At 68.3% G+C, this 26,489-nt stretch carries 24 protein-coding genes and 1 pseudogene; 19 read left to right on the top strand and 6 right to left on the bottom strand.

All coding sequences use genetic code 11. From position 1 onward, the window contains the following. The first annotated feature begins 73 nt into the window (after positions 1-73). From ACZ0AE_RS12280 to ACZ0AE_RS12245, 8 genes and pseudogenes are all read left to right on the top strand, one after another. Entirely contained in the window at positions 74-724 is a 651-nt protein-coding gene (locus ACZ0AE_RS12280) for a DUF3011 domain-containing protein (protein ID WP_463602093.1), read from the top strand. 43 nt (positions 725-767) lie between these two features. Next, the gene (gene mtnA / locus ACZ0AE_RS12275; protein WP_038687670.1) at positions 768-1,829 is read left to right on the top strand and encodes an S-methyl-5-thioribose-1-phosphate isomerase; all 1,062 of its coding nucleotides are present in this window, start codon (positions 768-770) and stop codon (positions 1,827-1,829) included. Positions 1,830-2,175: 346 nt separating this feature from the next. After that, the gene (gene gyrA, locus ACZ0AE_RS12270) at positions 2,176-4,890 is read left to right on the top strand and encodes a DNA gyrase subunit A (RefSeq protein ID WP_463601268.1); all 2,715 of its coding nucleotides are present in this window, start codon (positions 2,176-2,178) and stop codon (positions 4,888-4,890) included. Between the two features lie 225 nt (positions 4,891-5,115). Continuing rightward, positions 5,116-7,636: pseudogene (locus tag ACZ0AE_RS12265) on the top strand (membrane-bound PQQ-dependent dehydrogenase, glucose/quinate/shikimate family). A 99-nt stretch (positions 7,637-7,735) separates the two neighbouring features. After that, on the top strand, positions 7,736-8,119 hold the full coding sequence (locus ACZ0AE_RS12260) for an energy transducer TonB (RefSeq protein ID WP_463601267.1): 384 nt from the start codon (positions 7,736-7,738) through the stop codon (positions 8,117-8,119). Positions 8,120-8,139: 20 nt separating this feature from the next. After that, positions 8,140-8,646 (top strand): DUF4952 domain-containing protein, encoded by a 507-nt coding sequence (locus ACZ0AE_RS12255; protein WP_463601266.1) that lies wholly within the window; start codon positions 8,140-8,142, stop codon positions 8,644-8,646. A 217-nt stretch (positions 8,647-8,863) separates the two neighbouring features. Then, positions 8,864-9,316 carry an REP-associated tyrosine transposase gene (locus ACZ0AE_RS12250; protein WP_463601265.1) on the top strand — a complete coding sequence of 151 codons (453 nt, stop codon included), beginning with the start codon at positions 8,864-8,866 and terminating at the stop codon, positions 9,314-9,316. 729 nt (positions 9,317-10,045) lie between these two features. Next, complete coding sequence (locus ACZ0AE_RS12245) at positions 10,046-10,315, top strand: hypothetical protein (protein ID WP_038687682.1); 270 nt, start codon at positions 10,046-10,048, stop codon at positions 10,313-10,315. 189 nt (positions 10,316-10,504) lie between these two features. On the opposite strand, the gene ACZ0AE_RS12240 is transcribed toward ACZ0AE_RS12245, so the two are convergent. Next, positions 10,505-10,894 carry a DUF3037 domain-containing protein gene (locus tag ACZ0AE_RS12240; protein ID WP_463601264.1) on the bottom strand — a complete coding sequence of 130 codons (390 nt, stop codon included), beginning with the start codon at positions 10,892-10,894 and terminating at the stop codon, positions 10,505-10,507. Continuing rightward, positions 10,872-11,648 carry a HipA family kinase gene (locus ACZ0AE_RS12235; RefSeq protein WP_038687686.1) on the bottom strand — a complete coding sequence of 259 codons (777 nt, stop codon included), beginning with the start codon at positions 11,646-11,648 and terminating at the stop codon, positions 10,872-10,874. Before ACZ0AE_RS12235 ends, ACZ0AE_RS12240 begins: the two co-directional genes overlap by 23 nt. A 91-nt stretch (positions 11,649-11,739) precedes the next feature. On the opposite strand from ACZ0AE_RS12235, the gene ACZ0AE_RS12230 reads away from it, so the two are divergent. From ACZ0AE_RS12230 to ACZ0AE_RS12200, 7 genes are all read left to right on the top strand, one after another. Further along, positions 11,740-12,108 carry a hypothetical protein gene (locus ACZ0AE_RS12230; RefSeq protein ID WP_185753481.1) on the top strand — a complete coding sequence of 123 codons (369 nt, stop codon included), beginning with the start codon at positions 11,740-11,742 and terminating at the stop codon, positions 12,106-12,108. A gap of 134 nt (positions 12,109-12,242) precedes the next feature. Then, positions 12,243-14,705, top strand: a complete 2,463-nt coding sequence (locus ACZ0AE_RS12225) for a S9 family peptidase (protein ID WP_463601263.1) — start codon at positions 12,243-12,245, stop codon at positions 14,703-14,705. Between the two features lie 86 nt (positions 14,706-14,791). After that, positions 14,792-15,115, top strand: coding sequence for a hypothetical protein (locus ACZ0AE_RS12220; protein WP_463601262.1), 324 nt, complete (start codon positions 14,792-14,794; stop codon positions 15,113-15,115). Positions 15,116-15,225: 110 nt separating this feature from the next. Beyond that, complete coding sequence (locus ACZ0AE_RS12215) at positions 15,226-16,122, top strand: patatin-like phospholipase family protein (RefSeq protein ID WP_463601261.1); 897 nt, start codon at positions 15,226-15,228, stop codon at positions 16,120-16,122. Then, positions 16,050-17,507 (top strand): BamA/TamA family outer membrane protein, encoded by a 1,458-nt coding sequence (locus tag ACZ0AE_RS12210; RefSeq protein ID WP_463601260.1) that lies wholly within the window; start codon positions 16,050-16,052, stop codon positions 17,505-17,507. Before ACZ0AE_RS12215 ends, ACZ0AE_RS12210 begins: the two co-directional genes overlap by 73 nt. 71 nt (positions 17,508-17,578) lie before the next feature. After that, entirely contained in the window at positions 17,579-18,256 is a 678-nt protein-coding gene (locus ACZ0AE_RS12205) for an HAD family hydrolase (RefSeq protein WP_463601259.1), read from the top strand. 90 nt (positions 18,257-18,346) lie between these two features. Further along, positions 18,347-19,126, top strand: coding sequence for an SGNH/GDSL hydrolase family protein (locus ACZ0AE_RS12200; protein WP_463601258.1), 780 nt, complete (start codon positions 18,347-18,349; stop codon positions 19,124-19,126). A 9-nt stretch (positions 19,127-19,135) separates the two neighbouring features. Here ACZ0AE_RS12200 and ACZ0AE_RS12195 read toward each other — a convergent pair whose 3' ends face one another. After that, positions 19,136-19,678 (bottom strand): thioesterase family protein, encoded by a 543-nt coding sequence (locus tag ACZ0AE_RS12195; RefSeq protein WP_137189815.1) that lies wholly within the window; start codon positions 19,676-19,678, stop codon positions 19,136-19,138. A 70-nt stretch (positions 19,679-19,748) separates the two neighbouring features. On the opposite strand from ACZ0AE_RS12195, the gene ACZ0AE_RS12190 reads away from it, so the two are divergent. Continuing rightward, on the top strand, positions 19,749-20,387 hold the full coding sequence (locus ACZ0AE_RS12190) for a TetR/AcrR family transcriptional regulator (protein ID WP_463601257.1): 639 nt from the start codon (positions 19,749-19,751) through the stop codon (positions 20,385-20,387). Here the strand turns inward: ACZ0AE_RS12190 and ACZ0AE_RS12185 are convergent. The 3 genes from ACZ0AE_RS12185 to ACZ0AE_RS12175 all read right to left on the bottom strand — a co-directional run bounded on the left by ACZ0AE_RS12185 (position 20,338) and on the right by ACZ0AE_RS12175 (position 23,128). Continuing rightward, positions 20,338-21,153 (bottom strand): alpha/beta fold hydrolase, encoded by an 816-nt coding sequence (locus ACZ0AE_RS12185; protein ID WP_463601256.1) that lies wholly within the window; start codon positions 21,151-21,153, stop codon positions 20,338-20,340. The genes ACZ0AE_RS12190 and ACZ0AE_RS12185 overlap by 50 nt on opposite strands. An 82-nt stretch (positions 21,154-21,235) precedes the next feature. Beyond that, entirely contained in the window at positions 21,236-22,417 is a 1,182-nt protein-coding gene (locus ACZ0AE_RS12180; RefSeq protein ID WP_463601255.1) for an FAD-dependent monooxygenase, read from the bottom strand. A 33-nt stretch (positions 22,418-22,450) separates the two neighbouring features. Continuing rightward, entirely contained in the window at positions 22,451-23,128 is a 678-nt protein-coding gene (locus ACZ0AE_RS12175; protein ID WP_463601254.1) for a MarC family protein, read from the bottom strand. 212 nt (positions 23,129-23,340) lie between these two features. Here ACZ0AE_RS12175 and ACZ0AE_RS12170 point away from each other — a divergent pair, with 212 nt between their 5' ends. The 3 genes from ACZ0AE_RS12170 to ACZ0AE_RS12160 are packed head-to-tail and all read left to right on the top strand — an operon-like array spanning position 23,341 to position 26,489. Further along, entirely contained in the window at positions 23,341-23,709 is a 369-nt protein-coding gene (locus ACZ0AE_RS12170) for a hypothetical protein (RefSeq protein ID WP_463601253.1), read from the top strand. Positions 23,710-23,754: 45 nt separating this feature from the next. Further along, complete coding sequence (locus ACZ0AE_RS12165; RefSeq protein ID WP_463601252.1) at positions 23,755-25,344, top strand: multicopper oxidase family protein; 1,590 nt, start codon at positions 23,755-23,757, stop codon at positions 25,342-25,344. Next, the gene (locus tag ACZ0AE_RS12160) at positions 25,344-26,489 is read left to right on the top strand and encodes a hypothetical protein (RefSeq protein WP_448133969.1); all 1,146 of its coding nucleotides are present in this window, start codon (positions 25,344-25,346) and stop codon (positions 26,487-26,489) included. Before ACZ0AE_RS12165 ends, ACZ0AE_RS12160 begins: the two co-directional genes overlap by 1 nt.

The raw sequence follows: 26,489 nt of genomic DNA, 5'->3' as shown, positions 1-26,489 counted from the left end.
GCCATCATGGAGCGCGCCGCGCTGGACGTGGACGTGGTGGACGCTGGTGCTGTGCAGCAGCGTGCTGCCGGCCATGGCAATGGCCGACCAGACCGGGTACGAAGCGCAGGTGGTGCGCTGCCAATCGCGTGACATGGAATGGGTGCATTGCGACATGCCCGTGGCCAATGGCGTGGACCTGATACGCCAGTTGTCCGACAGCAGCTGCATCCGCGGCACCGAATGGGGCACCGATCGTTCCGGCGTGTGGGTCACGCTGGGCTGCCGTGCCGAATTCCGTAGCCGACCGGCAGGCGGCGCCTCTACCGGCCCCGCGCGCCAGGTGCGCCGCGTGCTGCGCTGCGAATCCAATGGCCGTCCGCAGAGTTGTCCGGTGGCACTGCAGGGCGCACCGGTCCGCCTGCTGCGCCAGCTGTCGGCGATGCCGTGCCGCGAGAACCACAGTTGGGGCGTGCGGCGCAACGAAGTGTGGGTGACCCGCGGCTGCCAGGGCGACTTCGAAGTAGGGGCCGCCGACGGCTCCGGTTTCCTGGATGCGCCGCGCACGCTGGTGTGCGAATCCAAGTCGCGCCAGCGTCGTTTCTGCGGGGCCACCATCGGCAAGGGCGCGCGCCTGTCCAAGCAGTTGTCCGGCAGCCCCTGCGAGGAAGGCCGCGGGTGGGGCTGGGATGCGCGCGGGGTGTGGGTGGACAACGGCTGCCGGGCCGAATTCCAGGTCAACTGAGCCGCGCTTTGGCGGCTTCGCCCTGCGCCGCTACAATGATGCGATGAACGCATCCACCGACATCGACTACGCCCGTTACGACCATATCCGCCCGATCCTGTGGACCGGCGATACCCTGCAACTGCTCGACCAGCGCAAGCTGCCGTTCGTGGTGGAGCATGTGGAATGCCGCGACAGTGACGCCGTGGCCGAGGCCATCCATGCGCTCACCGTGCGTGGCGCGCCGGCGATCGGCATTGCCGCCGCCTGGGGCGTGGTGCTGGCCGCCGCCGGGGTGCAGGCCGACGATGGCGCGCAGGCGCTGGCCAAGCTGGAACCGGCCCTGCAGCGGCTCAACGCGTCCCGCCCGACCGCAGTGAACCTGGCCTGGGCGCTGGCCCGCATGCGCCGCGCGCTGGCCCCGGCCGGTGCCGACTGGCAGCAGGTACTGGCCACCGAGGCCCAGGCCATCGCCGATGAAGACCTGGCTGCCAACCGCCACATGGGCGCGCTCGGCGCGGGCCTGATCGAGGCCGGCAGTGGCGTGCTCACCCACTGCAATACCGGTTCGCTGGCCACCGCCGGGTTCGGTACCGCGCTGGGCGTGATCCGCGCCGGCATGGCCCAGCACCGCATCGCCAAGGTCTTCGCCGGCGAAACCCGGCCGTGGCTGCAGGGCGCGCGCCTGACTGTGTGGGAGCTGCAGCAGGACGGCATCGACGCCACCCTGATCGCCGATTCGGCCGCCTCGCACCTGATGAAGACCGGTGCGGTGCAGTGGGTGATCGTCGGCGCCGACCGCATCTGCGCCAACGGTGACACCGCCAACAAGATCGGCACCTACCAGCTGGCCATCGCCGCCCGCCACCACGGGGTCAAGTTCATGGTGGTGGCGCCGTCCTCCACGGTGGACATGGACACCGCCGACGGCGAGCAGATCGAGATCGAGCAGCGCGATCCGGGCGAACTGTACGGGGTAGGGGGCACGCGCACCGTGGCCGAAGGCATCGCCGCCTGGAACCCGGTGTTCGATGTCACCCCGGGCAGCCTGATCGATGCCATCGTGACCGAGCGCGGGGTGATCCTGAATCCGACCGTGACCAACATGCAGGCCGCGTTCGGCTGATTACCGGTGTGGCGTGCGGTCGCGCGCGCCACGAACGGTGGCCCCATGCCACGACCAACGGTCGTGGCCTACCGGATCGGGGTGGGTGGCGTGCCGGTTCGGGGTGGGGTGGCCTGGCCCCTCCCGGGTAGGTACCGACCGTTGGTCGGTACGGCTTTCCCGGTCGAACCCCGCCCGCACCCGCAACGCCCCCGTAAGTTCCTGATTCTTGCCGGTAAAACGCCCGTAAAAGCAGGCGGAAAACGGCCCGTTGTGCTAGACTTCAACGGTTAATCGAGATTCCGACGCGACCGCCCCGAAAGGGCGGGCGCGACGGACTGGACCGCTCCCAGACAACGGAACCCGAATGGCAGAAACCGCCAAGGAAATCATCCAGGTCAACCTGGAAGACGAGATGCGCAAGAGTTACCTCGATTACGCGATGAGCGTGATCGTGGGCCGCGCCCTCCCGGATGCGCGCGATGGCCTCAAGCCGGTGCATCGCCGCGTGCTGTTCGCGATGAGCGAGTTGAACGCGCACAGCAACAAGCCTTACTTCAAGTCGGCCCGTATCGTCGGTGACGTCATCGGTAAGTACCACCCGCATGGCGATCAGTCGGTGTACGACACGCTGGTGCGTCTGGCACAGCCGTTCTCGCTGCGCTACATGCTGGTTGATGGCCAGGGTAACTTCGGTTCGGTCGACGGCGACTCCGCCGCCGCCATGCGTTACACCGAAGCCCGCATGTCCAAGCTCACCCATGAGCTGATGGCTGACCTGGACAAGGAAACCGTCGATTTCCAGCCCAACTACGACGAAAAGGAACTGGAGCCGACGGTCATGCCGACCCGGTTCCCGAACCTGCTGGTCAACGGTTCGGCCGGTATCGCGGTGGGCATGGCGACCAACATTCCGCCGCACAACCTCACCGAGTCCATCAACGCCTGCATCGCGCTGATCGACAACCCCGAGATCGACGTCGACGGCCTGATGGAGTACATCCCGGGTCCGGACTTCCCGACTGCGGGCATCATCAACGGTACCGCCGGCATCGTCGCCGGTTACCGGACCGGGCGTGGCCGGGTGCGCATCCGCGCCAAGGCGGACATCGAAGTGGCCGACAACGGCCGCGAATCGATCATCGTCACCGAGATCCCGTACCAGGTGAACAAGGCCCGGTTGATCGAAAAGATCGCCGAGCTGGTCAAGGAAAAGAAGCTCGAAGGCATCAGCGAACTGCGCGATGAGTCCGACAAGGACGGCATGCGCATCTTCATCGAGATCAAGCGTGGCGAGTCGGCGGAAGTTGTGTTGAACAACCTCTACCAGCAGACCCAGATGGAGTCGGTGTTCGGCATCAACATGGTGGCGCTGGTCGATGGCCGCCCGCAGTTGATGAACCTCAAGCAGATGCTCGAGGCGTTCGTGCGCCATCGCCGCGAAGTGGTCACCCGCCGCACCGTGTACGAGCTGCGCAAGGCGCGCGCCCGTGCCCATGTGCTGGAAGGCCTGACCGTTGCGCTGGCCAACATCGACGAGATGATCGAACTGATCAAGACCTCGCCCAACCCCGGTGAAGCACGCGAGCGCATGCTGGCGCGCTTGTGGGAGCCGGGCCTGGTCGGGTCGATGCTGGGCGCTGCCGGTGCGGAAACCTCGCGTCCGGAAGACCTGCCCAAGGGCGTGGGCCTGATCACCGGCGGCTACCAGCTGACCGAGATCCAGGCCACCCAGATCCTGGAAATGCGCCTGCACCGCCTGACCGGGCTGGAGCAGGACCGCCTGACCGAAGAGTACAAGCTGCTGCTGGAAACCATCGCCGGGCTGATCCACATCCTGGAAGATCCGGACCGCCTGCTGCAGGTCATCCGCGAAGAGCTGATCAACGTGCGTACCGAGTTCGGCGACGAACGCCGCACCGAGATCCGCCACAGCGAAGAAGACCTGGACATCCTCGACCTGATCGCCCCGGAAGACGTGGTGGTCACCCTGTCGCATGCCGGTTACGTCAAGCGCCAGCCGGTCAGCGCCTACCGCGCCCAGCGTCGTGGCGGCCGTGGCCGCAGCGCGGCGTCGACCAAGGAAGAGGATTTCATCGAGCAGCTGTGGCTGGTCAACACGCACGACACGCTGTTGACCTTCACCAGCGCGGGCAAGGTGTTCTGGCTGCCGGTGCACCAGTTGCCCGAAGCCGGTTCCAACGCGCGTGGCCGCCCGATCATCAACTGGATTCCGCTGGAACCCGGTGAGCGGGTGCAGGCCGTGCTGCCGGTGCGCGAGTACGCCGAACGCCAGTTCGTGTTCTTCGCCACCCGCAACGGTACGGTCAAGAAGACCCCGCTCAGCGAGTTCGCCTTCCGTCTGGCGCGCGGCAAGATCGCGATCAACCTCGATGAAGGCGATGCGCTGGTGGGCGTTGGCCTGACCGACGGTGAGCGCGACATCCTGCTGTTCGCGTCCAACGGCAAGACCGTGCGCTTCGGTGAGGACAAGGTCCGCTCGATGGGCCGTACCGCCACCGGCGTGCGCGGCATCAAGATGCCCAAGGGCGAAGAGGTCGTGAGCCTGATCGTGGCCGAGAGTGCCGGCGGCAACGAGGACGAGAACGAGGACGACGCCACCGTCGAAGAAACCGTGATCGAGAACGGCGATGCCGTGATCGAGGTCGGCGACGACGACGGCATGTACATCCTGACCGCCACCGAGAACGGCTACGGCAAGCGCACCCCGCTGCCGGATTACCCGCGCAAGGGCCGCGGCACCCAGGGTGTCATCGGCATCCAGACCACCGAGCGCAACGGCAAGCTGGTCAGCGCGGTGCTGATGGGCGCAGCCGATGAAGTGCTGCTGATCTCCGATGGCGGCACCCTGGTGCGTACCCGTGGTTCGGAAATCAGCCGCGTCGGCCGCAACACCCAGGGCGTCACGCTGATCCGTCTGTCCAAGGACGAGAAGCTGCAGGCGGTTGAACGCATGGATGCGTCGATCGGTGACGACGAACTGGTGGACGTGGTGCCGGTTGCCGGGGAGGCTGCTGCGGCAGCGCCTGCCGCCACCGACGAGCAGACCCCGCAGGGCTGATCGCGCTGACAGGCAGTACCACGACGACGCCGGCCTTGTGCCGGCGTCGTCGTTTCTGCACCTGTCCGGGGCGGCACCTTGCCTATCGTGGCGGCCCGCTGAAAGAACGCATGTACTTCACGGCGACGGTGGGATAACGGCTCCCGAACCAGCGGACATTCGCGTCCGCGATGGCAGTCCACCAGTGGCCGGACCCCGTTCGCGCCACGCCGCATGGAGACCACGATGTCCGCCGCCCCCCGCGCCGCACGCCCCGATCCTTCGTCCACCGCCCGGCGCCCGCGCCATGCGCTGGTGACCGTGTTGTCCCTCGTGCTGATAGTGCTCGGCCTGGTGCTGGGCGGGCTGGGTGCATGGCTGGCCAGCCTCGGCGGCTCCTGGTACTACGTGCTGGCCGGTGTCGGCCTGCTGGTGGCCGGCGTGCTGCTGTGGGGCAACCGGCGCGCCGGTGCGCTGTGGTTCGGTGCGGTGTTCGTGGGCACCTTGCTGTGGACGTGGTGGGAGTCGGGCAGCGACTACTGGCGCTGGGTGCCGCGGCTGGGCCTGATCGTTGGCATCGGCCTGGTGCTGTCGCTGCTGCTGCCGACGCTGGACCGACCGTTCTCGCGGCGGCTCTCGCGCAGCATTGCCGGCGTGCTGGCGCTGGTGTTCGTGGCCGCCTTCGCGCTGGCGTTCGTGCCGCATGGGGTCACCGCGGCCAGCGGCAGCTTCCCCGAGGCGATGACCAGCACCGGCCTGGCACCTACCGCCGACGCACCGCTGCAGCCCGCCGACAAACCGGGCGACGACGACTGGGCCGCGTACGGTCGCAACAACGCGGCCACGCGCTTCTCGCCACTGCAGCAGATCACCCCGGACAACGTGGCCAAGCTCGAACAGGCATGGCTGTTCCGTACCGGCGATCTGCCGCAGAAGCGATGGGGCGCTGAAACCACGCCGCTGAAGGTGGGGGACACGCTGTACCTGTGCACCGCGCGCAACCAGCTGGTGGCGCTCAACGCCGCCGACGGCACCGAGCGCTGGCGCTTCGACCCCAAGATCAAGGACAAATCGATTCCCTACACCGCGGCCTGCCGTGGCGTGTCGTACTACGAAGTACCGGCAACCGCGCAGCAGGCCGCCGATGCCGATGTGGCCGCCGACCTCGCCTCGGGGCAGTCGCAGGTGCCGGTGCTGACCCAGCTGCCGCGCAGCGCCTGTTCGGCGCGCATCATCGAAGGCACCCTGGATGGCCGCCTGATCGCCGTGGACGCGGCCACCGGCAAGCCGTGCGCGGGCTTCGGCAACAACGGCCAGGTCGACATCACCCTGGGCATGGGCGACAGCCCGGCCGGGTATGTGTCGATCACCTCGCCGCCGGCGATCGTGCAGGGCGTGATCGTGACCGGCCACCAGGTGCTGGACGGCCAGCGTCGCGACGCACCGTCCGGCGTGATCCAGGCCTACGACGCCATCACCGGCAAGCTGCGCTGGGCCTGGGACATGGACCAGCCCGAACTGACCGGCCTGCCGGCGCAGGGCAAGACCTACACGCGCGGTACCCCCAACATGTGGACCACCGCCACCGGCGATGACCAGCTGGGCCTGGTGTACCTGCCGATGGGCAATTCGGCGGGCGACTACTGGAGCGGGTCGCGTACCGAGAACCAGAACAAGTACGCCACCTCGCTGGTTGCCATCGACGTCAACACCGGCAAGCCGGTCTGGCATTTCCAGGCGGTGCGCAAGGATGTGTGGGACTACGACATGGGCTCGCAGGCCACGCTGGTCGATTACCCGACCGCCGCTGGCAAGGTGCCGGCGATCCTGCTGCCGACCAAGCAGGGCGACATGTACGTGCTCGACCGCCGCACCGGCCAGCTGCTCACCCCGGCCGAAGAACGCAAGGTACCCACCGGCGGCGTGGAGCCCGAGCAGCGTTCGCCCACGCAGCTGTTCTCGCTGTACCACACGCTGCGCAAGCCGGACCTCACCGAGCGCGACATGTGGGGCATCACCCCGATCGACCAGCTGGTGTGCCGCATCCAGTTCCGCAAGGCGAGCTATGAGGGCTTCTACACGCCGCCCACCGCCGACCGGCATTCCATCGAGTACCCCGGCTACAACGGCGGCTCGGACTGGGGCAGCGTGGCCGTGGATCCGCGTCGTGGCGTGATCGTGGCCAACTACAACGACATGCCCAACTACAACCTGCTGGTGCCGCGTGCCACCGCCGACAAGCTGGGCTGGGTGCCGCGCGAAGACGTGCGGGCCGACAAGGGCGGCGCCGAAGGGGCAGGGGACCCGCAGACCGGTACGCCGTACGCGATCGACGTCAACGCCGGCTGGCGCCTTCCGTTCACCAAGCTGCTGTGCAAGCAGCCGCCCTACGGTGGCATCCGCGCGGTGGACATGCGCACCGGCAAGACCCTGTGGGACCGTCCGTTCGGCAGTGCCCGCGGCAACGGCCCGTTCGGCATCCGCTCGGGTCTGCCGATTGAGATCGGCACGCCCAACAACGGCGGCTCGGTGGTCACCGCCAGCGGCCTGATCTTCATCGCCGCGGCCACCGACGACCTGCTGCGCGCCATCGACCTGAAGACCGGCAAGGAACTCTGGCACGCCAAGCTGCCGGCAGGCTGGCCAGGCCAACCCGATGATCTATGCCTTCGGTGGGCGCCAGTATGTGGTGATCATGGCCGGCGGCCATCACTTCATGGAAACCCCGGCAGGCGATTACGTGATTGCCTACGCGCTGCCGAAGTAATCGAGGGCGGGGTGGGCGCATCGGCAACGATGCGGCCACCCCGCCCAAGCGGGTAGGATGGGGATTCCCCACCCAGGGTAGACAAGGACGATCATGCACGTGACGCTGTTGCGTACCACCGTACTCGCGCTTGCGTTGGCGCTGCCCCCCGCGGCGCTGGCCGCAGACCGGGCCCCGCTGGAGCTCACGCCTGCCGAAGGTCTCAAATACTGGACCCCGGCGCCCGGCACGTTCACCCCGCCCCTGACCGTCGACCCCAAGCGGGTGGCCTACGCCGAAGAGGTCACCGTGGCCTACACGATCACCCCCGATGGCGGTACCGCCGACGTGCAGGTCATCGACGCCAAACCGGCGGGCGCACATGCCGGCTGGGCGGTCGATGCGATCAAGGCCATGCGCTTCGATCCCACCCAAAGCAACACCCTGCGCACGCCGATCCGCAGCCAGCTCACCAGCCGCTGGGCTGGGCCCGCCCCGAAATAGCCCCTGTGCACTGACCGACGATGAGCATGACCTGCGCCGGGCGGTTGCTGCCGGTATCCCTGTGGTGCCTGTTGGCGGTTTCCGCTCCGGCGATGGCGGGCACGCAGACAGGGGACGAGGCAGTGGCCGATTGGGACGCGCACGGCCGCCGTGCGGGCCTGGCCGCACCGGACACGCACTGCCAGGATTTCCTGCAGGCCCTGGGGCGCAAGCCGGACACCCTCGAGTATCTGGGCTGTGAGCAGGATGACGCGTCCTACATCAAGCCGATGACGGCCCGGTATCGGGTCAGTGGCGCGTCCGCGGCGCAGGTGGAGACCTACCTGCACGACACGTTCGGCCTGCCTCTGCTCCGCTATGCATGCTGCGGCTGGAGCAGCGGTGCGCCGTACGTCTGGCGCGCAGGCATGGACAGCGTCAGCTACGAAATCGGCATGGGCGTGGAGTCGTTGCATTACCCCCGGGAGAAGTGGGCGCGGATTCCCGCGTTCGACATCACCGTGGGCGTGACGCGGCAAAGCCCCTGAGATTGAGGCAAGGACAGCCGGGTAGAACCCGGCTCTACGCGGGGATCAACGCCTGTGATCCCGTAGCGCCGGGCTCTGCCCGGCCGCTGTTGCACTTCGCTGCGGCGGCAAAGGCAGCCGGGTAGAACCCGGCTCTACGGGCGCGGCGCATTTATCCTACATGCGGGCACGGTATTGGCCGCTGCAACATGGCGCTGGACTGTCGCACGATGCCGCCATGGCCAGCCCCGCATTGCAACGTGGAAGATTCTCCTGCCAAGGGCACTGCTACGTCGTCACCACGGTCACCGCACGTCGCCAACGTCTCTTCGCCGTTGCTGCCAACGCGGATGAAATGATCCGCTGGATGCAAGCGTCGGATCATGAAGGCCGCACGCGATCCATGGCCTGGGTGGTCATGCCGGACCACGTGCACTGGATGTTTACCTTGCGCAGCAGTACGTTGGCCACCATCGTGCGCACCACCAAATCGCGGGCCGCCAAGGCGATCAATCAGCGCAACGGCACGCAAGGCGCGATCTGGCAGCCAGGCTACTACGATCAACTTCAACGCGACGAACGCCAGTGGCTGGCCGAGGCGAATTACATTCTTGCCAACCCGGTGCGCGCCGGATTGGCGACGGCGGTCGGCGAGTACCCCTTCGCCTGGTGCCGCTGGCCAACCGGGTAGCGCCGGGCTCTGCCCGGCCGCTGTTGTTCTTCGCTGCAGCATCAAGAGCAGCCGGGTAAAACCCGGCTCTACGCGCACCCCCGTAGCGCCGGGCTCTGCCCGGCCGCTGTTGCTCTTCGCTGCACCGCCAAGAGCAGCCGGGTAGAACCCGTCTCTACGCGCACCCCCGTGGCGCCGGGCTCTGCCCGGCCGCTGTTGCTCTTCGCTGCACCGCCAAGAGCAGCCGGGTAGAACCCGTCTCTACGCGCACCCCCGTGGCGCCGGGCTCTGCCCGGCCGCTGTTGCTCTTCGCTGCACCGCCAAGAGCAGCCGGGTAGAACCCGGCTCTACGCGCACCCCCGTAGCGCCGGGCTCTGCCCGGCCGCTGTTGCTCTTATTCGCAGCTGCAAGGGCAGCCAGGTAGAACCTGGCTCTACGGGTGCATCAGCGCCTGCATTCCGGCGTTACGGTTCCCGCACCGACCTCGTTAGCAGGTGCGCCCCCCGCGCGCTGGGTCAGATGTGCGACCTACGTGCGTGCTCGACATCTCGGACCCACCAGAAGCAACACGCTTCGCATGCGTATCCGCAGCCTGGTCACCAGCCGCTGGGCTGGGCCCGCCCCGAAGTAGCCCCTGCGCCAGCGGGGTAACTGCCACCCGGGTGGTGGCATACGCGCTGCCGAAGTGACAGCCGAACCGACGGAAAGATCCACTACGATGGAGGCCCTGATCAATGCGATGGATCCGCCATGACCCTGTTTCGCAGTGTGGTGCCGTTCGTTTTCCTGTCTGCCGGGGGAGTGCTTCTGTGGCGCGGCATGCAGGCGGTGCTGACGACGGCACAGTCGCTGGGCACCGATGGCGGCGGCAGCGCATTCCAGTACGGGTACGCGGCGGGGCATTCCGCTGCAGCGGCATTGATGCTGGCAGCGGCTGCTGCATGTGCGCTGCTGGGCGGGCGGGGGCGTGTGCAACGCGGTCAGGCGCGGTGCGTGGGTCCTGGATACGATGACGCCTGATCACCTGCGCGCGTGTGCAACCTGGGATCTGTGAGTCGCATCGATTGTCCTGGCCGGGTAGCACCCGGCTCTACGTGTCCCAGAGGCAGCCGGGTAGAACCCGGCTCTACGCGTCCCAGAGGCAGCCGGGCAGAGCCCGGCTCTACGCGAGGATCAACGCCCGCGTGCATCAACCTCTGGAATCCGGCCTTACGGTACCCGCACCATTTTGGTCAGCAGGTGCGCCACCACGCCGGCCGGGTCGGCGGTGCGGCCTACGTGCGTGCTCGACATCTGCACCACCGAGCTGCGCTTGGCGGTGAGAAAGTGGAAGCGCGCCCGGGCCGGGAGCTGTGCGATCGGGCCGGCGTTCGCGTCGCCGCGGCAGATGGCCACGATGGCATCCAGCCACGGCTGCAGGGCGTCCATGTCCAGGGACGGGGCGAATGCGTGCATCCGCGCCGGGTCGATCTCGATCGCCGCTTCCAGGTGCTTGGCCCCCGGGCACGACACGATCACCCCGACGTTGATGAACTCTTCGCGTTCAACCCGCGGCACCACGCGGATCACCGCGTAGTCATACGTATGCAGCGTGGGCACGGACGGCCTCCTGGACGAAGACGGCACGCACCTGCAGGCGGCGCTTGAGATAGTCGATATACGCCTGGCGATACTGCGCCGGGCTGTCGAAGGTGGGTTCGTCGACCAGCCAGCTGTCCGGCACCAGGCCGACGATGCGCTCGATTTCGGCATCGGGCAGCAACGCGGCCAACGCCGCGTCCACCTCGGCGATCTGCGTGGCGAACGGCAGCAGCACATGGTCGCGGATCAGCACGAACGGCTTTTCGCAGGCCTCGCCGGCGTTGGCCCAGTCGTGGTGGAAGTACATCGCCGCACCGTGGTCGATCAGATACAGCTTGCGGTGCCACACCATCAGGTTCGGATTGCGCGCGGTGCGGTCGACGTTGCTGGTAAGCGCGTCGAACCACACGATCCGCGAGGCCAGATCAGCATCCACCGGCATGGCCGCCGGGTCGTAGTTGATGGCGCCGGGCAGATAATCGCTGCCGAGGTTGACGCCCTCGCTGGCGCGGATCAGGTCCTGGATCTCCGGGTCGGGCTCGGTGCGGGCGAACTCGCGGTCGAGTTCGACGAACATGATTTCCGGGATCGGCAGGCCGACGCTGCGCGCCATTTCACCGGCGATCAGCTCGGCGATCAGCGCCTTGGGGCCTTGCCCGGCGCCGCGAAACTTGAGCACCACCATGCCGTCGTCATCGGTTTCGACAACAGCGGGCAGGGAGCCGCCCTCACGAAGGGGCGTGATGTAACGAAGGGCGTGGAGTGTGCGCACGGAGCGTCCATTGACGAGGCTGCAGCGTCATCTTACCGTGGCCGGCAGCCCGGTACGGAACCGGATGCAGGCTGCGGCACCGGGAGGAAACATGGGCAAGGGAATGGCATATCTGGTGCTGGTCGTCCTGGGCGCGCTGCTGCTGTGGTACAGCGGCCTGCTGGATGAATTCCGTGCGGGCAGCAACCTGCAGGCACGCGAGACCTTCTGGCGCGAACAGGTGCAGGCTGCCGCGCTGGACGGCGGCTCCCGCGCAGCGGTCGAGCGGTTTGCCGCGCGCCATCAGCTGACCCTGCAGTGCGACGCGGTTCCCGCCGGCTCGGACATCACCGAGTGCCTGGCCGACGATCCGCAGGCCAGGGGCGGCACCGCCACCCACCCGATGACCCTGCAGCTGTTCTTCATGTTCTACGGCGACCGCCTGCACACCTTCACCAGCACCCCGCGCTCGCTGGAGTAACGGCGCGCCGGCTCGCGCCTGCGGCGGCACGCCAGTGCTTTCGGCCCATTCCGACCCGGACGGCCGGTGCTAGATTCGACGTTTGCCCGGCGACGTCCCTGCCGCCGGGTACCCACCATCGCAAGGGGACCCACATGCCGATTCGTCGTACCACCCTGGCCGCGGCCGTTGCTGTTGCCACCGTCAGTCTGTTCGCCACCGCGCCGGCCTTTGCCGACTACGCCAAGCCGCCCGAGCACCTGCTCAAGGTGCTCAAGGCCCCGCCGCCGCCGGCGCCCAGCCTGGACCCGAGCGGGCAGCGCCTGCTGCTGACCACCGCGCAGACCTATCCCTCGATCGAGCGCGTGGCCCAGCCGTACCTCAAGCTGGCTGGCGTGCGCCTGGAGCCGAAGAACCGCAGCCGCCATGACACCCAGGGCGGCTATGGCATCCCGGCCTGCGTGGCCGATTTCACCCTGGTCGACGTGGGGACCGCCAAGCACACCAAGGTGGCCTTGCCGCAGGGCTGCGCGGGTGCGGCGCAGTGGTCTGCCGACGGCCAGCGGTTTGCGTTCCAGAACGCCGTGGATACCTCGGTGCAGCTGTGGGTGGGCGATGCGGTGACCGGCCAGGTGAAGCAGGTGCCGGACGTGCAGCTCAATCCGATCTTCGGCTACACCCTGCAGTGGCTGGGCGGCGGGCAGCAGCTGCTGGTCAAGCGGGTGCCGGCCAACCAGGGCCCGGCACCGACCAGCGGCAACGGGCCCGGTGGCCCGGACGTACAGGAATCGCTCGGCAGCAGCGGCGAAAGCAGCACCTATGAAGCGCGCGATACGCTGACCAGCGCGCACGATGAAAAGCTGTTTGCCTACTACGGTGCGTCGCAGCTGGCGGTGGTCGATGTTGCCGCCGGCCAGGTGCGCAATGTCGGCACGCCGGCGCTGTACAACGAGGTCAACGCGGCACCGGACGGCGTGCACGTGCTGACCGAGACCTTGAAGGCGCCGTTCTCCCACGCCGTGACCTACCAGCGCTTCGCCAACGACGTGGCCGTGCTCGACCTGGCCACGGGCCGCGCTGCCCCGATCGCCAGCCTGCCGCTGGCCGACCGCGTGCCGGTGCACGGCGTGCCTGAAGGTCCGCGTGATTTTGATTGGCGCGCTACCGACCCGGCCACGCTGGTCTATGCCGAGGCATTGGACAAGGGCGACTGGAAGGTGACGGTGCCACACCGCGACCGGGTGCTTGCGCTGAAGGCACCGTTCAACGGCAAACCGCAGGAAATCGCCCGCACCGCGCAGCGCTTCGAAGGCATCGCGTGGAGCGCCGATCCGGCCGTGTCGTTCCTGTTCGAGAACGACGAGAACCGCCACTGGCGGCAGACCCGCATCGTCGATGTGGACCAGCCGACGAAGGAAGGCCGCCTGCTGTGGGATCTGTCCAGCGACGAGCAGTACGCCGACCCGGGCAACCTGGTGTTTACGCGCCTGCCCAACGGCGCGTCGGTGGTGCGCCAGGACGGTGCATTCGTGTTCCTGCGCGGGCAGGGGGCTTCGCCGCAGGGCGACCGCCCGTTCCTGGATCGCCTGGACCTGGGCTCGCTGAAAACCGAGCGCCTGTTCCGCAGCGGCGCCGACGCGTACGAGCAGATCCTCGGCCTGACCGCCACGCCCGGCCGCTACCTCACCTGGCACCAGTCGGTGATGGACCCGCCGAACGCGTTCGTGCGCCAGCAGGGCGAGCGCAACGCCGCGGCGAAGGAAGGGGAAGCGCAGTACGCCTCCACCGCCACCGCGCTGACCCGACTCACCGACCCGACCCCGGAAGTGCGCCAGATCCAAAAGCGGCTGGTGACCTACAAGCGCGCCGATGGCGTGGACCTGTCGTTCACCCTGTACACGCCGCCCGGCTACAAGGAAGGCCAGCGCGTGCCGGCCATCCTGTATGCCTACCCGGCCGACTTCGCCAGCGCCGCGCAGGCCGGGCAGGTGTCCGGTTCGCAGCAGACCTTCACCCGGCTGGCGCCGTACCGGCTGATGCTGCTGGCCGGCTACGCGATCATCGACAACGCGTCGTTCCCGATCGTGGGCGACCCGAAGAACGCCTACGACACCTACCTGGAGCAGCTGGAAGCCGATGCCAAGGCCGCGGTGGACAAGGCCGTGGACCTGGGCGTGGTCGACCGCAACCGGATCGGCGTGACCGGGCACAGCCATGGTGGCCTGATGACCGCCAACCTGATCGCGCACACCACCCTGTTCAAGGCCGGCGTGGCCACCAGCGGGTCGTACAACAAAACCTTCACCCCGTTCGGTTTCCAGAACGAGCGGCGCTCGGTGTGGCAGGCGCAGGACGTGTACCTGAAGGCCTCGCCGTTCTTCTATGCCGACAAGATCAAGCTGCCGTTGCTGCTGGTCCACGGTGAGGACGATGCCAACCCGGGCACCGAACCGTTCCAGTCGCGCAAGCTCTACCAGGCGATCCGCGGCAACGGCGGCACCACGCGTCTGGTGATGCTGCCCAACGAGCCGCACTGGTACACCGCGTTGGAGTCCAACGAGCAGCTGGTGTACGAAATGCTCAATTGGTTCGACACCTACGTGAAGAACGCGCGGTAACGTCGACCATTGCTCGACAGCGCGTGATGCCCCACCTGATCGGCCGCCCTGCAACGGGCGGCCGATCTTCGTTATCCTGCGCCACAATGAACACATTGCTGATTTCCCTGCTGCTGGCCGTCGCGCCAGCGACCGACGCCGCCACCGAATCCACCACCACATTGGAGCAGCTCGGCCTCCACCGCGGCATGGACTACGTGCCGGTACGCAGCGCGCTGCTGCGCGATGGCTGGACCGTTGAACCACACGACTACGAAGGGGCGCCGCCGTTCGCCGCGTTCCCCGAGGTCGACTGCGGCCAGGGCTGGCAGGCAGTGTGCTCGGCGGGCTTCCGCCGGAGCGACAAGGTTGTGTACCTGGCCATGGATCCCACGGACGACGGTCACTTGCTGCTGCTGGGGAGTGAGTGAAGGGCCGCCACGGGCCCGCGGTGTAGGTGCGGCACGTCTGGACGCGACCGTCACCGGCAGGCAGAGTGCGCGGGTGACGCGGTGCATGGCCGCACCCGGGGAGAAGCCTGATGCAGATCGGACGCGCGGCACGGCGCGGTGAACGCGTGCGCGGGGTGCTGGCGGTGTGCATGCTGGCGATCCTGCCTGCCCTGGCGGGCGCGCAGGCGCCTGCGACTGCGGACGCCACTCTTCTCGACGCCCCTGAGCGCCCCCGCACCTGCCTGGTCCTCGGCGGCGGCGGCGCGCGCGGCGCAGCCCACATCGGCGTGCTCAAGGTGCTGGAACGCGAGCGCGTGCCGATCGACTGCATCGTCGGCACCTCGATGGGCGCGGTGGTGGGCGGGCTGTATGCCTCCGGCTACACCGCCGACGAGATCGAGGCGGTGCTGGATCGCATCGACTGGGCCGAGGTGCTGCGCGACAAGCCGCCGCGCAACGAGCGCAGCATGCGCCGCAAGGAGGACGACCTGCGCCTGCTGGGCGGCGTGGAGGTCGGCCTGAGCAACGGCAAGATTGCCTTTCCGCAGGGCCTGATCCAGGGGCAGAAGCTGGAAATGCTGCTGCGTCGCCTGTTGCTGCCCACCTGGCAGGTGCGCGATTTCGATCAGCTGCCAATTCCCTTCCGTGCCATTGCCACCGATATCGTGAGTGGCGAGAAAGTGGTGTTTGGCCAGGGCGACCTGGCCCTGGCAATTCGCGCCAGCATGTCGGTGCCCGGCGTGTTTGCGCCGGTTCGCTACGAGGACCGGCTGCTGGTCGATGGTGGCGTGGTGGACAACCTGCCCGTTGATGAAGCACGGCGGCTGGGTGCGCAGCGCCTGATCGTGTCGCGGGTGGGCACGCCGTTGATGACCGAAGCGCAGCTGGACTCCCCCTGGCGATCAGTCACCAGATGGCCAGCGTGCTCATGCAGCGCGAGATCCAGGCGCAGCTGGCCACGCTGGGCGCGCAGGACCTGTTGGTGACCCCGGCGCTGGGTGACATGGGCAGCCAGGATTTCAACCGCTCACCGCAGGCCGTGGGCGTGGGCGAGCAGGCCGCGCAGGCCGAGGTCGACGGGATCCGCCGCTACCAGGTGGACCCGGCACGCTACGCCGCGTTCGAGCGCCAGCATCGACCGCCCGCCTATGCGGCGCCGATCGTCGCCTTCGTCGATGTGCTGCGCGACGGCACCCGCACCGGGCGCTACATCGAACAACGCCTGCAATCGCAGGTGGGCAGTCCGTTGGCGCCGGACGAGGTGGAGCAGCAGGTGGCCACCGCCTACGGCGAAGGGCGCTACCAGCAGGTGCAGTGGCGGCTGGAAGACCGTGATGGCCGCCAGGGACTGGTGCTGGCGCCGCAGGATAAGCGCTGGGGGCCGGATTTCCTGCACTTCGCGCTGCGCTTGTCCGATGATTTCGACGGCAGCAGCAACTACCAGCTGATCAGCGAGCTGACCCGTACCGGGTTGAGCGACCAGGGCGCCGAGCTGAAACTGCGCGTGGGCCTTGGCGAGGTGGAGGAGGCGTTTGCCGAGTACTACCGCCCGTTTGGCCGCAGCGGACGGCATGCGCTATCGACCTATGCGAAGTATCGCGCGACCGACCTGGACCTGGCCCTGATGCGCGGCGGCGCGCTGGCGGAGTTCCGTTACAGCCAATGGCTGGGCGGTGTGCGCTGGGCGTATTCGCCGCATCCGGATTGGGAGCTGGCCGGCTTCCTGGAGCGTGGCCGCGAGCGGCTGCGACTGGACGTGGGCAACCCGAGCGAACTGGGCAACTACCGCGCCGACATGGGCAGCGTGGGCTGGCAGCTGCGCCACGATTCGATCGACAGCTCGGCCTTCCCCAGCCGCGGCCAGCGCCTGTCGCTGACCCGCCAGCACTACCTCGACACGCTAGGCACCGCCGATTCGGCCGCAGTCACGCGCCTGCAGTGGGATGGTGCGTGGTCGCACGGCCGCAACCGCTGGCTGGGTGGCGTGCGGGCGTCGTCGGCGCATGGTGGCGATGACGTCCTGGCCACCTATGGCTTCCTGGGCGGGTTGGGCAACCTGTCCGGGTATCCGGAAGAGGCGATCTTCGCGCCACAGACCGCGTTGGCGCGGGTGGTGTACTACCGCCGCGTCGCACACGCCGATTCGCTGCTGACCATTCCGCTGTATGTCGGCGGCAGCGTGGAATGGGGTGGTTTCTGGCAGACCCGCGACGCGGTGAACATCGACGGCATGCAGACCGCCGGCAGCCTCTTCATCGGCGCGGACACTTTCCTTGGCCCGGTGTTCCTGGGCTATGGACGCGCCGAGGGCGGCCACGATTCGTTCTACCTCACCTTCGGCTCGTTGCTGCGCACGCTCGACGGATTCTGAGTGGCACCGCCGGCGGCGATGGCATGCAGTGCCGCTATGATCGGCACTCCACCGCATAAGGGACTGCGCGGATGTTCACCGCAAACGACGCCAACGTGGTTGTGTTCGATTTCGACCTGACCTTGACCCGCTGGGAAACCGCGGGTCGCTTCTTCAAGGGCCTGCTGTGCCGCCAGCCGTGGCGCCTGGCCGTGCTGATCGTGGCGCTGCCGCTGCTGGCGCCGTTGCTGCTGGTCCCCCGCACGCGCCGCCTGCCCATGCGGTGTGCGGTATGGCTGGCCACCTTCGGGCGCAGCCGTGAGGCGATGCAGGCGCTGGCACAGGCGCATGCCGATACCGTGTTCGCGGGGGACGAAGCGCTGTTCATCGCACCGGCCGTTGCACGCCTGCGCGAGCACCTGGCGCAGGGGGACCGGGTGGTCATCGCTACCGGCTGCTGGGAACCACTGGCACGCGTGCTGCTGGTCCATGGCGGGCTGGGCGAGGTACCGCTGGTGGCCTCCACGCTGCGCCCGCTATGGGGCGGCTGGGTCAGCGAACAGCACTGCCTGGGCGAGAACAAGATTCCGATGCTGGCCGCGCGTGGCTTCGCACCGCCGTGGGCGATGGCCTATACCGACCATCATGCCGACCTGCCGCTGCTGCGCCGGAGCGCGCAGTGGTACCTGGTCAGCCCCACGCCCGATTGCCTGCAGCGCATTGAAACCGCGCTGGCAACGCGGGCCCAGGTACTGGCGTGGCGGGGCTGATGCAGCGCGTACGCACGCTGGCACCGATGCGGGCAGCCACGTAGTCTGAGGCCCGCGTGGCGTTCAACCTGCACCCAAGGAGTGCCTGATATGCGACCGTTCCTGGCCCTGATGTTACTGGCGGTGTGTTCCGTACCCGCCGCACATGCCGCTACCGATACGCCCGCGGTCAATCCGCTGCTGCTGCAGCCCGCCGGCACGCTTCAGGAGCGCCAGGTCGCCGAGTTGCAGCAGCGCCTGCGCGACTGGCCCCAATTGCAGCGTTACCGGGATGAGAACGCCGCGTTGGCGGCCCCGGCTCCAGGCACGGCGCGCGTGGTGTTGTTCGGCGATTCCATTACTGAAGGCTGGGGTCGCACCGGCAGCGACACCTTCTTCCCCGGCAAGGGCTACCTCAACCGCGGCATCAGCGGGCAGACCACCGCGCAGATGCTGGTGCGCTTCCGCCAGGATGTGATCGCGTTGCAGCCGGCGGTGGTGGTGATCCTGGCCGGCACCAACGACATTGCCGGCAATACCGGGGCGGCCACCCAGGCGATGATCGAAGACAACCTGCAGTCGATGGTGGAACTGGCCCAGGCGCACGGCATCGCGGTGGTGCTCAGTTCGGTGCTGCCGGTCAGCGACTACCCGTGGCAGCGCGGCGTGCAGCCGGCGCCGAAGGTGCGCGCGTTGAATGCAGCGTTGAAGCGGTACGCCAGCGCGCACAACGTGGTGTATCTGGATTACCACACGCCCTTGGCCAACCGCGACGGTGGCTTGGACAAGGCGCTGGCTGCCGACGGCGTGCACCCCACGCCAGCGGGCTATGCGCGGATGGCGCCGCTGGCCGAGGCGGCGATCACCCAGGCGCTGTCGCAGCCGCGCTGAACGGCGCGCTCAGGCGTCGTCCTGCTTGAGCGCCGCGTCTGCCGCCAACAAGGCGTCGGCGGCGGCACTGAGGGGCGGGGAGGGCACGTCGTCGGCACCGATGGACTGCATCATCCGCGGCATGTCCACGAAGCGGCGCTGGCGGCGGTCGTAGATGCCGGTCACCAGCAGGGCGCGGGTGGCGATCTTCTCCTCGCCCAGCAGCACGCGCTGCTCCATGATCACCCGTGTGCCGACCCAGCCCACCAGCCGCGTTTCCAGCGTGAAGCGCTGGAAGGGTTTCAGTTCGCGACGGAACTGGATGGTGCCGGCGCCAACGATCGGCGCCCATTTCTCACGCAGGGCCACCCGGCCCAGGCCCATCCGCAGGATCAGGTCCAGGCGGCCCAGATCGAAGATGTTCCAGTAGCGCCCGTTGGTCATGTGCAGGTTGCTGTCCAGGTCATTGGGCAGCACCCGGAACGGCAGCCGTGACACCCCGAACGGGGCGGCCAGCCGAGGCCGGAAGAAGCTGCACAGCAGCAGGTACAGCAGGCGGAACCAGAGATTCATTAGGAATATGACGACTGTTATAGTCCGGATACGCTAATGTATGACGACTGTCTTAGCAAGGAATCGCGCCATGTCGCCTCGTCCTACCGATGCACCCCAGCGCGTCATCGCGGCAGCGGCGGACATGTTGGCGCGGGTGGGCCTCAATGCCACCAGCATCCGCGAGGTGACCAAGGCCGCCGATGCGCCGTTGGGCTCCACGTATCACCATTTCCCGGGCGGCAAGCAGGAACTGCTGGCGCGCGCCACCACCCAGGCCGGTGAAAAGGTGGATGCTCTGCTCGCCGAACTTTTGCAGGACGGCGCGGAGCCGGGTCTGCAGCAGTTTCTGCAGATGTGGCGCGCACGCCTGCTGCGCACGCAGTTTGCTGCCGGCTGCCCGGTGCTGGCGGCTGCTGTGGAAGAACCGGTGGATGCGGTGGCCAGCCAGGCACGCGGTGCCGCGGCGGCGGTGTTTGCGCAGTGGGAACACCGGCTGGGCGCTGCGCTGGTTGCCGCCGGCCATGCGCCGGCACAAGCCGCCGCGCAGGCCACGTTGATCATCGCCAGCGTGGAAGGTGCCGTGGCGATGTGCCGGGCGATGCAGGACATCGCACCGTTCGACCGGGTAGCCGCGCAGCTGCAGGCGCTGGTGGCGTTGCCGGCGCGTGGGGCGAAGCTCAGCCCCCGGCCGGTGCGTGCGCGAGGAAAAAACGCTCCAGCTCGCTGAGGAACGCGTCGGGCGATTCCACGTTCATCAGGTGGCCGCCGCGCAGCATGCTCAGGCGGGCGCTCGGGATACCGTCCAGCAACACCTGCGCATCTTCCGGCGTGGCCAGCCGATCCTCATCGCCGCCGATCACCAGCGTGGGTACGTGGATGTGCGGCAGCCGGGGGCGGCCATCGAACCCGATCATGGCGTCGAGCAGGCGCTGCCAGTCTTCGGCGGTCTGTTCGTCGGGCGCGTCGTCGGGATAGTCCAGCCACGGCGCGGCGCGCGGATCGGACAGGAAGCCCACCGAGAACAGCCAGGGCAGGACCAGATCGAAGATCTCTTTGGGGGTGGCGCCCGCGCGGTAGACCGCGCCCACGGCCTGCAGGAACAGGCGTGATTGGGTATTGGGGGTGGCGAAGGTGGCCGCCAGCACCAGGCTGTGCACGCGCGTCGGCGCGGCGCTGACCAGCGCCTGGGCGACCACGCCGCCCATCGAGAAGCCGACCACGTGCACGCGGTCGATACCGGCGTGGTCAAGCATGGCCAGCAGGTCCTGGGCCAGCGCGTCAGCGGAGAACGGGCTGTGCGTGCCCGGGGTCAGGCCGGAGCCGCGCAGGTCCACCGCCAGCACCCGATGGCGCGCGGCAAGCGCCGCTTGTTCGGCGCTCCAGAACCCGGCGTCGCCGCCAAGGCCGTGGATCAGCAGTACCGGGGGTCCGGCGCGGTCGTGGCCGGTGTCGATCCAGTGCAGGGCGCCGCGCGTGGTGTTCAGTAGAGGCATGGGACGGGGTTGGCAGGGGTAAGCAGGCGCCCAGCATGCCTGAGGGTCATGGGATTTGCCGCCCGCGTCCAACGGCACGGGCTCATGGCTGTTGCAGATCGTCCAGGGCGATGCCGTTGGCCGCCGCGCGCATCTGCGGCTCGGGCACCGGGCCTTGCCGGGTCAGGTCGACCAGCCTCTGGTTGAGGTCCACGTAGGGCTGCATGCGGGTCTGGTAGCGGGCGAACGCCTGCCCGGGCGCGTGCGGGCTGCGCGACAGTTCGCGCGCCAGCACGTAGGCGCCTACCAGGGCCAGGCTGGTGCCCTGGCCGGAGAAGGGCGAAGCACAGTGCGCGGCATCGCCCACCAGCACCACGCGCCCGGTGTGCCACACGGGAAGTTTCACCTGGACCAGTTCCCCGAAGTAGAACGCGTCGGCGTGCGGGATCGCCTCGACCAGCGGTCGCCAGCGTCCGCCCAGTCCCGCCAGCTTGCTGCGTGCCAGTGCCTTCTGCGCGGTGATGTCGTGGCGCAGGGCGTGGTCCACCTCGGCGCCGAACCCGGCCCCGATGCGCAGTTCGCGTCCGCTGGCATCGGGGTAGACCACCACGCCCAGGTCGGCGTCGCGGTACATCCATTCGCGGTCGGTAAGCGCCAGGTGGTTGGGGGCGCTGTAGAACGCCAGCGCACCTCCCAACGGATGCAGGCAGGTCGGCGCCGCGGCGAAGGCCTGCTGGCGCAGCGCGGAGTAGACCCCGTCGGCCCCCACCACCAGGTCGACACGGCGCGATGGCCGGCCGGCAAGCGCGACCATCACCCCGCTGGGAGTGTCGTCGATGCCGGTGATGCGTTCGTCGAACAGCGTGCTGGCTGGGGTGCCCGCGGCGTCGGACACGATCCGGCACAGCGTGTCACGGAAGATCTCGATATCCGGGCTGTCCAGGCGGCCTGCGCTGAAGGTGCGGGTATCGTCGTGGCCCACCGCATGGCCATCGCGGTCGAGCAGGGTCATCCCGCGCAGGCGCGTGCGCTGGGCCTGCAGTGCTGCGTGCAGCCCCATCGCCTTGACGACCTCCAGCGCCGCACCCCGGATGTCCACGGCATGGCCGCCGCCGCGCAGCGCCGGGGCCGTTTCGACCACCGTGACGTCGAAGCCGAAATAGCGCAGCCACCAGGCGGTGGCGAGGCCGGCGACACCGGCGCCGGAAACAAGGGCGGTGGGTTGCGGCTGCATCGGCAGGCTGGGCGTGGGAGCGGTGCACACATGGTCGGGCGCGGATCGCATGCCCGTCTTGACCTGGGTCAAGCGCGCGACCGATCAACGCGCCGGCAGCGTCGCCAGCAGGTCGGACAAGCCCAGCCAGCCGATCTGCACGCCGATGCACAGGATCACGAACGCCAGCAGGCGTACCACCACCTGGGTGCCGGTGCGCCCCAGCAGCGACTGCAGGCGGCACGCGTAGCGCATGCACAGGTAGATGAGCACGCACAGGGCCAGCAGCGCGCTGGCAGCGGCGGCCAGGTGCACGGCGGCCGGCCCCTCGACCGGCGACGTGGTGCCCACCGCGATGGCCACCGCGATCGACCCCGGCCCCACCGTGAGCGGCAGAGTGAACGGATAGAACAACTGCGACGTCACCGAGGCGTCCACGTCGTCGCGGGCCTCTTCCTGCGCCGCGCCGGCCAGTGAGCCGTGCTCGCTCTGCGCCGGTGCCTGCAGCAGGCGCCACCCGGTGGCGGCGATGACCAGCCCGCCGGCCAGCCGCAGCACCGGGATGGAGATGCCGAAGAAGGACAGCACGTAGGCGCCGATCCCGATCGAGGCCGCCAGCAGCACCAGGCTGTTGAGCGCCACCGCGCGCGCCACCCGGCTGCGCTGGGCGGGGCTGGCGTCGGGCAGGATGCCCAGCACCATCAGCGCCGCGCCCGGTGGATTGATCACCGGCAGCAGGCTGGTGAAGATCACCAGGAACGCATGGCTGAAGTCATTCCACATGGCAGGCCGCAGGGGCGCCCGGGTGCGGGGGCAGGGAGGCCCACGATGCGGCCGGCGCCGTGAAGGGCGCTTGATCCCGGTCAAGCCGGGGCACGCTCGCCCGCGGCATGCGCGTTCACTTGACCTAGGTCATGTGTGGGCCCCGTTGCCATGGCTACCGTTGGCGTGCGCTGCGGCCGCTTCCGGTCCGCACCGTCAGCCGCGAGACCGCCATGCGCTCCACCGCTTCCAGCGCGCCCGCGGCCGACAAGCCGCCTGCGCGTGCCACCCATCTGGACGAGGACATCTGCGTCCATATCTTCACCACGTCGGCGGCGATGCTGGGCGTGTGCATGACCGTGGTGGGCGTGCTGCACGTGGTGACCGTGCTGCGCAACGTGGACACGTTGGGCGACGACCTGCTCAGCATCAATTCGGTGGTCTACCTGGCGTCCTGCCTGAGCGCCTACTGGGCGCTGCGCACGCGCCGGCGCAAGCGCAACCAGTTCCTGGAAGGGCTGGCCGACTGGCTGTTCCTGATCGGCCTGGTGATCAGCGCCATCGCCACCGGCTTCATCACCTGGGCGATTGCCGGCACCTGACCCCAAGCGCCGGCTCCCCAGCCCCTCTGTGCACCCGGAGTTCCCATGGATCGTCACTGCACCGCCCCGATCATCGCCGGCACCCACCGACGCCGCAGGCTGCATGACCTCTACGCAGCAGCGCTGGTCGGCGTGCTGGCCTGGACGGGCGCCAGCGTGGCGCAGGCCCCGGCCGACAACAGCGCGCCGGGCGCGCCGCTGCAGTCGCCAGTGGAGATCCGCTACGGCGCCGACGGCATCAGCAAGGGCACCCTGCGCCCGGCGATGTCGGCCGTGTCGGTGGGTGGGCAGCCGTACCGCGCGCTGGTGTTCAACGGCGACTACGACGCGCCGCTGATCCGCACCCGCCCCGGTGGAACCGTGGCGATCACGCTGGACAACCAGATGGACGAGAAGACCAACCTGCATTTCCACGGCATGACCGTTACCCCGTTGGATTCGGGCGACAGCATCTTCCGCGAGGTAGGCCCGCACGAAAAGGGGCTGTACCGCTTCAAGCTGCCCCCCGACCACAGCCCGGGCGCGTACTGGTACCACAGCCATTTCCACGGCGGCGCGCAACGCCAGGTGGAATCGGGCATCGCCGGTCCGATCCTGGTGGACGGCATCCTCGATCCGTTCCCGGAGTTGAAGGGCATCCGGGAGCGCGTGCTGGTCCTGCGCAATTTCCAGAAGACCTTCACCGGCAAGCTGGCCAGCGAAATCGTCACCAGTGCGCCGTCGATCCGCACGGTCAACGGCCAGGCCGATCCGGTGATCGACATCCAGCCCGGTGAAACCCAGCTCTGGCACCTGATGAACATCTCGGCCAACCAGTACTTCCGCATCCGCATCACCGGACAGAACGTGCAGATCCTGTCGCGCGACGGCAACACGGTGACCAAGCCGGTGATGGCCGACGAACTGCTGATCGGGCCCTCCGCGCGTTTCAGCATTCTCGTGGTCGGCGCGGCGGCGGGCGATCACGCGGTTGAACTGGCCGCCGGCAATACCGGTGCGGCTGGCGACCAGTACAAGGGCGCATGCATTGCCACGACGCGGGTGGCTGGCGCACCGGTGGCCACCCGCCGCATCACCAGCCCGTATCCGGTGAGCGAAGACCTGGCCACGGTCAGGGTCGCCCACGTGCGCCAGTTCGCCTTCCAGGATTCGGCCACCGATGGCGACGCGTTCCTGATCAATGGCGAACGCTTCGATCCGCGCCGGGTCAACACCACGGTCAAGCTGGGCGACGTCGAAGAATGGCGCCTGTACAACCCGTCCCAGGAGCTGCATCAGTTCCATATCCACCAGACCGATTTCCAGGTGGTGGCGATCAACGACAAGCCCGTTCCGTTCAGTGGCTACCGCGATACGGTGTTCATTCCGGCGCGGGGCTCGATCACGCTGCGCATCCCGTTCCGTGACCCGGTGATGCTGGGCAAGTTCGTCTACCACTGCCACATCCTCGAACACGAGGACGGCGGCATGATGCAGGTGGTGCAGGTGGTGCGCCCGGAAGACTATGCCCAGGCAGTGAAGCTGGCCCCGCTGGGCGGCATCTATGGCGACAACCAGACCTGCGCCTACCTGCGCAACAGCGGGCGCGCGTTCACGCTGCCGGCCGACGTGCAGCTGCCTGCGGAGGGCCCGTGATGCGCATTCCCCGCAGAGCCAGTCTGGCACTGGGCGTGGCCGCCGGGCTTGGCTTGCTGTCCAGCCCTGCCCATGCCGACAAGGGGTACTACCCCAACGTCGGCATGGATTACAGCGCAGTCATGCAGTACGACTTCAGCCGCAGCGAGGGCGACGGCGCCAGCGCGCCGCGCAACACCACCGACTTCTACCCCGACATCCAGAGCAGCGTCTACGTGCGTTTCAGCCCCAATGACCAGGTGCGGCTGTCCACCGAGTTCAACCCGGTCAACCCGCCGGGCAACGGCGAAAAGCGCACCTTCGGCGACCTTGGGCTGGTGGTCAACGAGCTGAACTACTACAAGCTCACCCAACATACCCAGCTGCAGGTGGGCAAGCTGCAGGTGCCGTTCGGCCGCGCGATGGACGCCGCACCAGGGCTGTATACCAACGATTTCGTGGCGACCTACGACCTGGGCGGCATGCTCGGTGCCACCTATGCCTACCGCTGGTTCGGGCAGAAGATGGGCATGGTGCAGGGCGGGGTGAACCTCTACACCGCCGACACCACCGAACTCAGCCGGCCATTCCTGCGCGGCGGTGCGCGTGCGCAACGTTCCGATGGCGGGCCGGCCAACACCGGGCGACTCGACTCCTACGCGGTCACCGTCAACTGGGATTCCATTCCCGCCGTGCCGTTCCTGGAGCTGCAGGCCGGCTACATGCGCAACCGCGCAGGCGAGGCACAGCCCGATACCGGTGCGGCCGATGACGAGGTGATCGCCATCGTATCGGCGCGCTACATCTGGGCACCGGCGTCCAGCGCGGACCTGGATACCACCTTGCGGGGCCGCTACCTGGACATCGTGCCGCTGGTTGAATACGCGCACGTGCAGAACGAAAACGCGGTGGCCGGCAACGACACGCGCTACCTGACCACCTCGCTCACCGTCGACTACGGGCGCTGGGTATTCGGCGCGACCCGCACCGACAAACGGCGCCCGTGGGCACCGGGCGCCGGTCGGCACGACTACCTCAACGAACTGAGCTGCGGCTATCGGTTGAGTGGCCAGCTGACCGTGGCGCTGTCGGTGGGCAGCCAGGCGCAGGGCGGGCAAGACTCGAACCTGGTCGGGTTCGCGCTGACGTACAGCGGGGCGCACTGA

The sequence above is a fragment of the Stenotrophomonas sp. AC248 genome (assembly GCF_979258185.1).
This window is presented reverse-complemented; position numbering and strand designations above follow the sequence as displayed.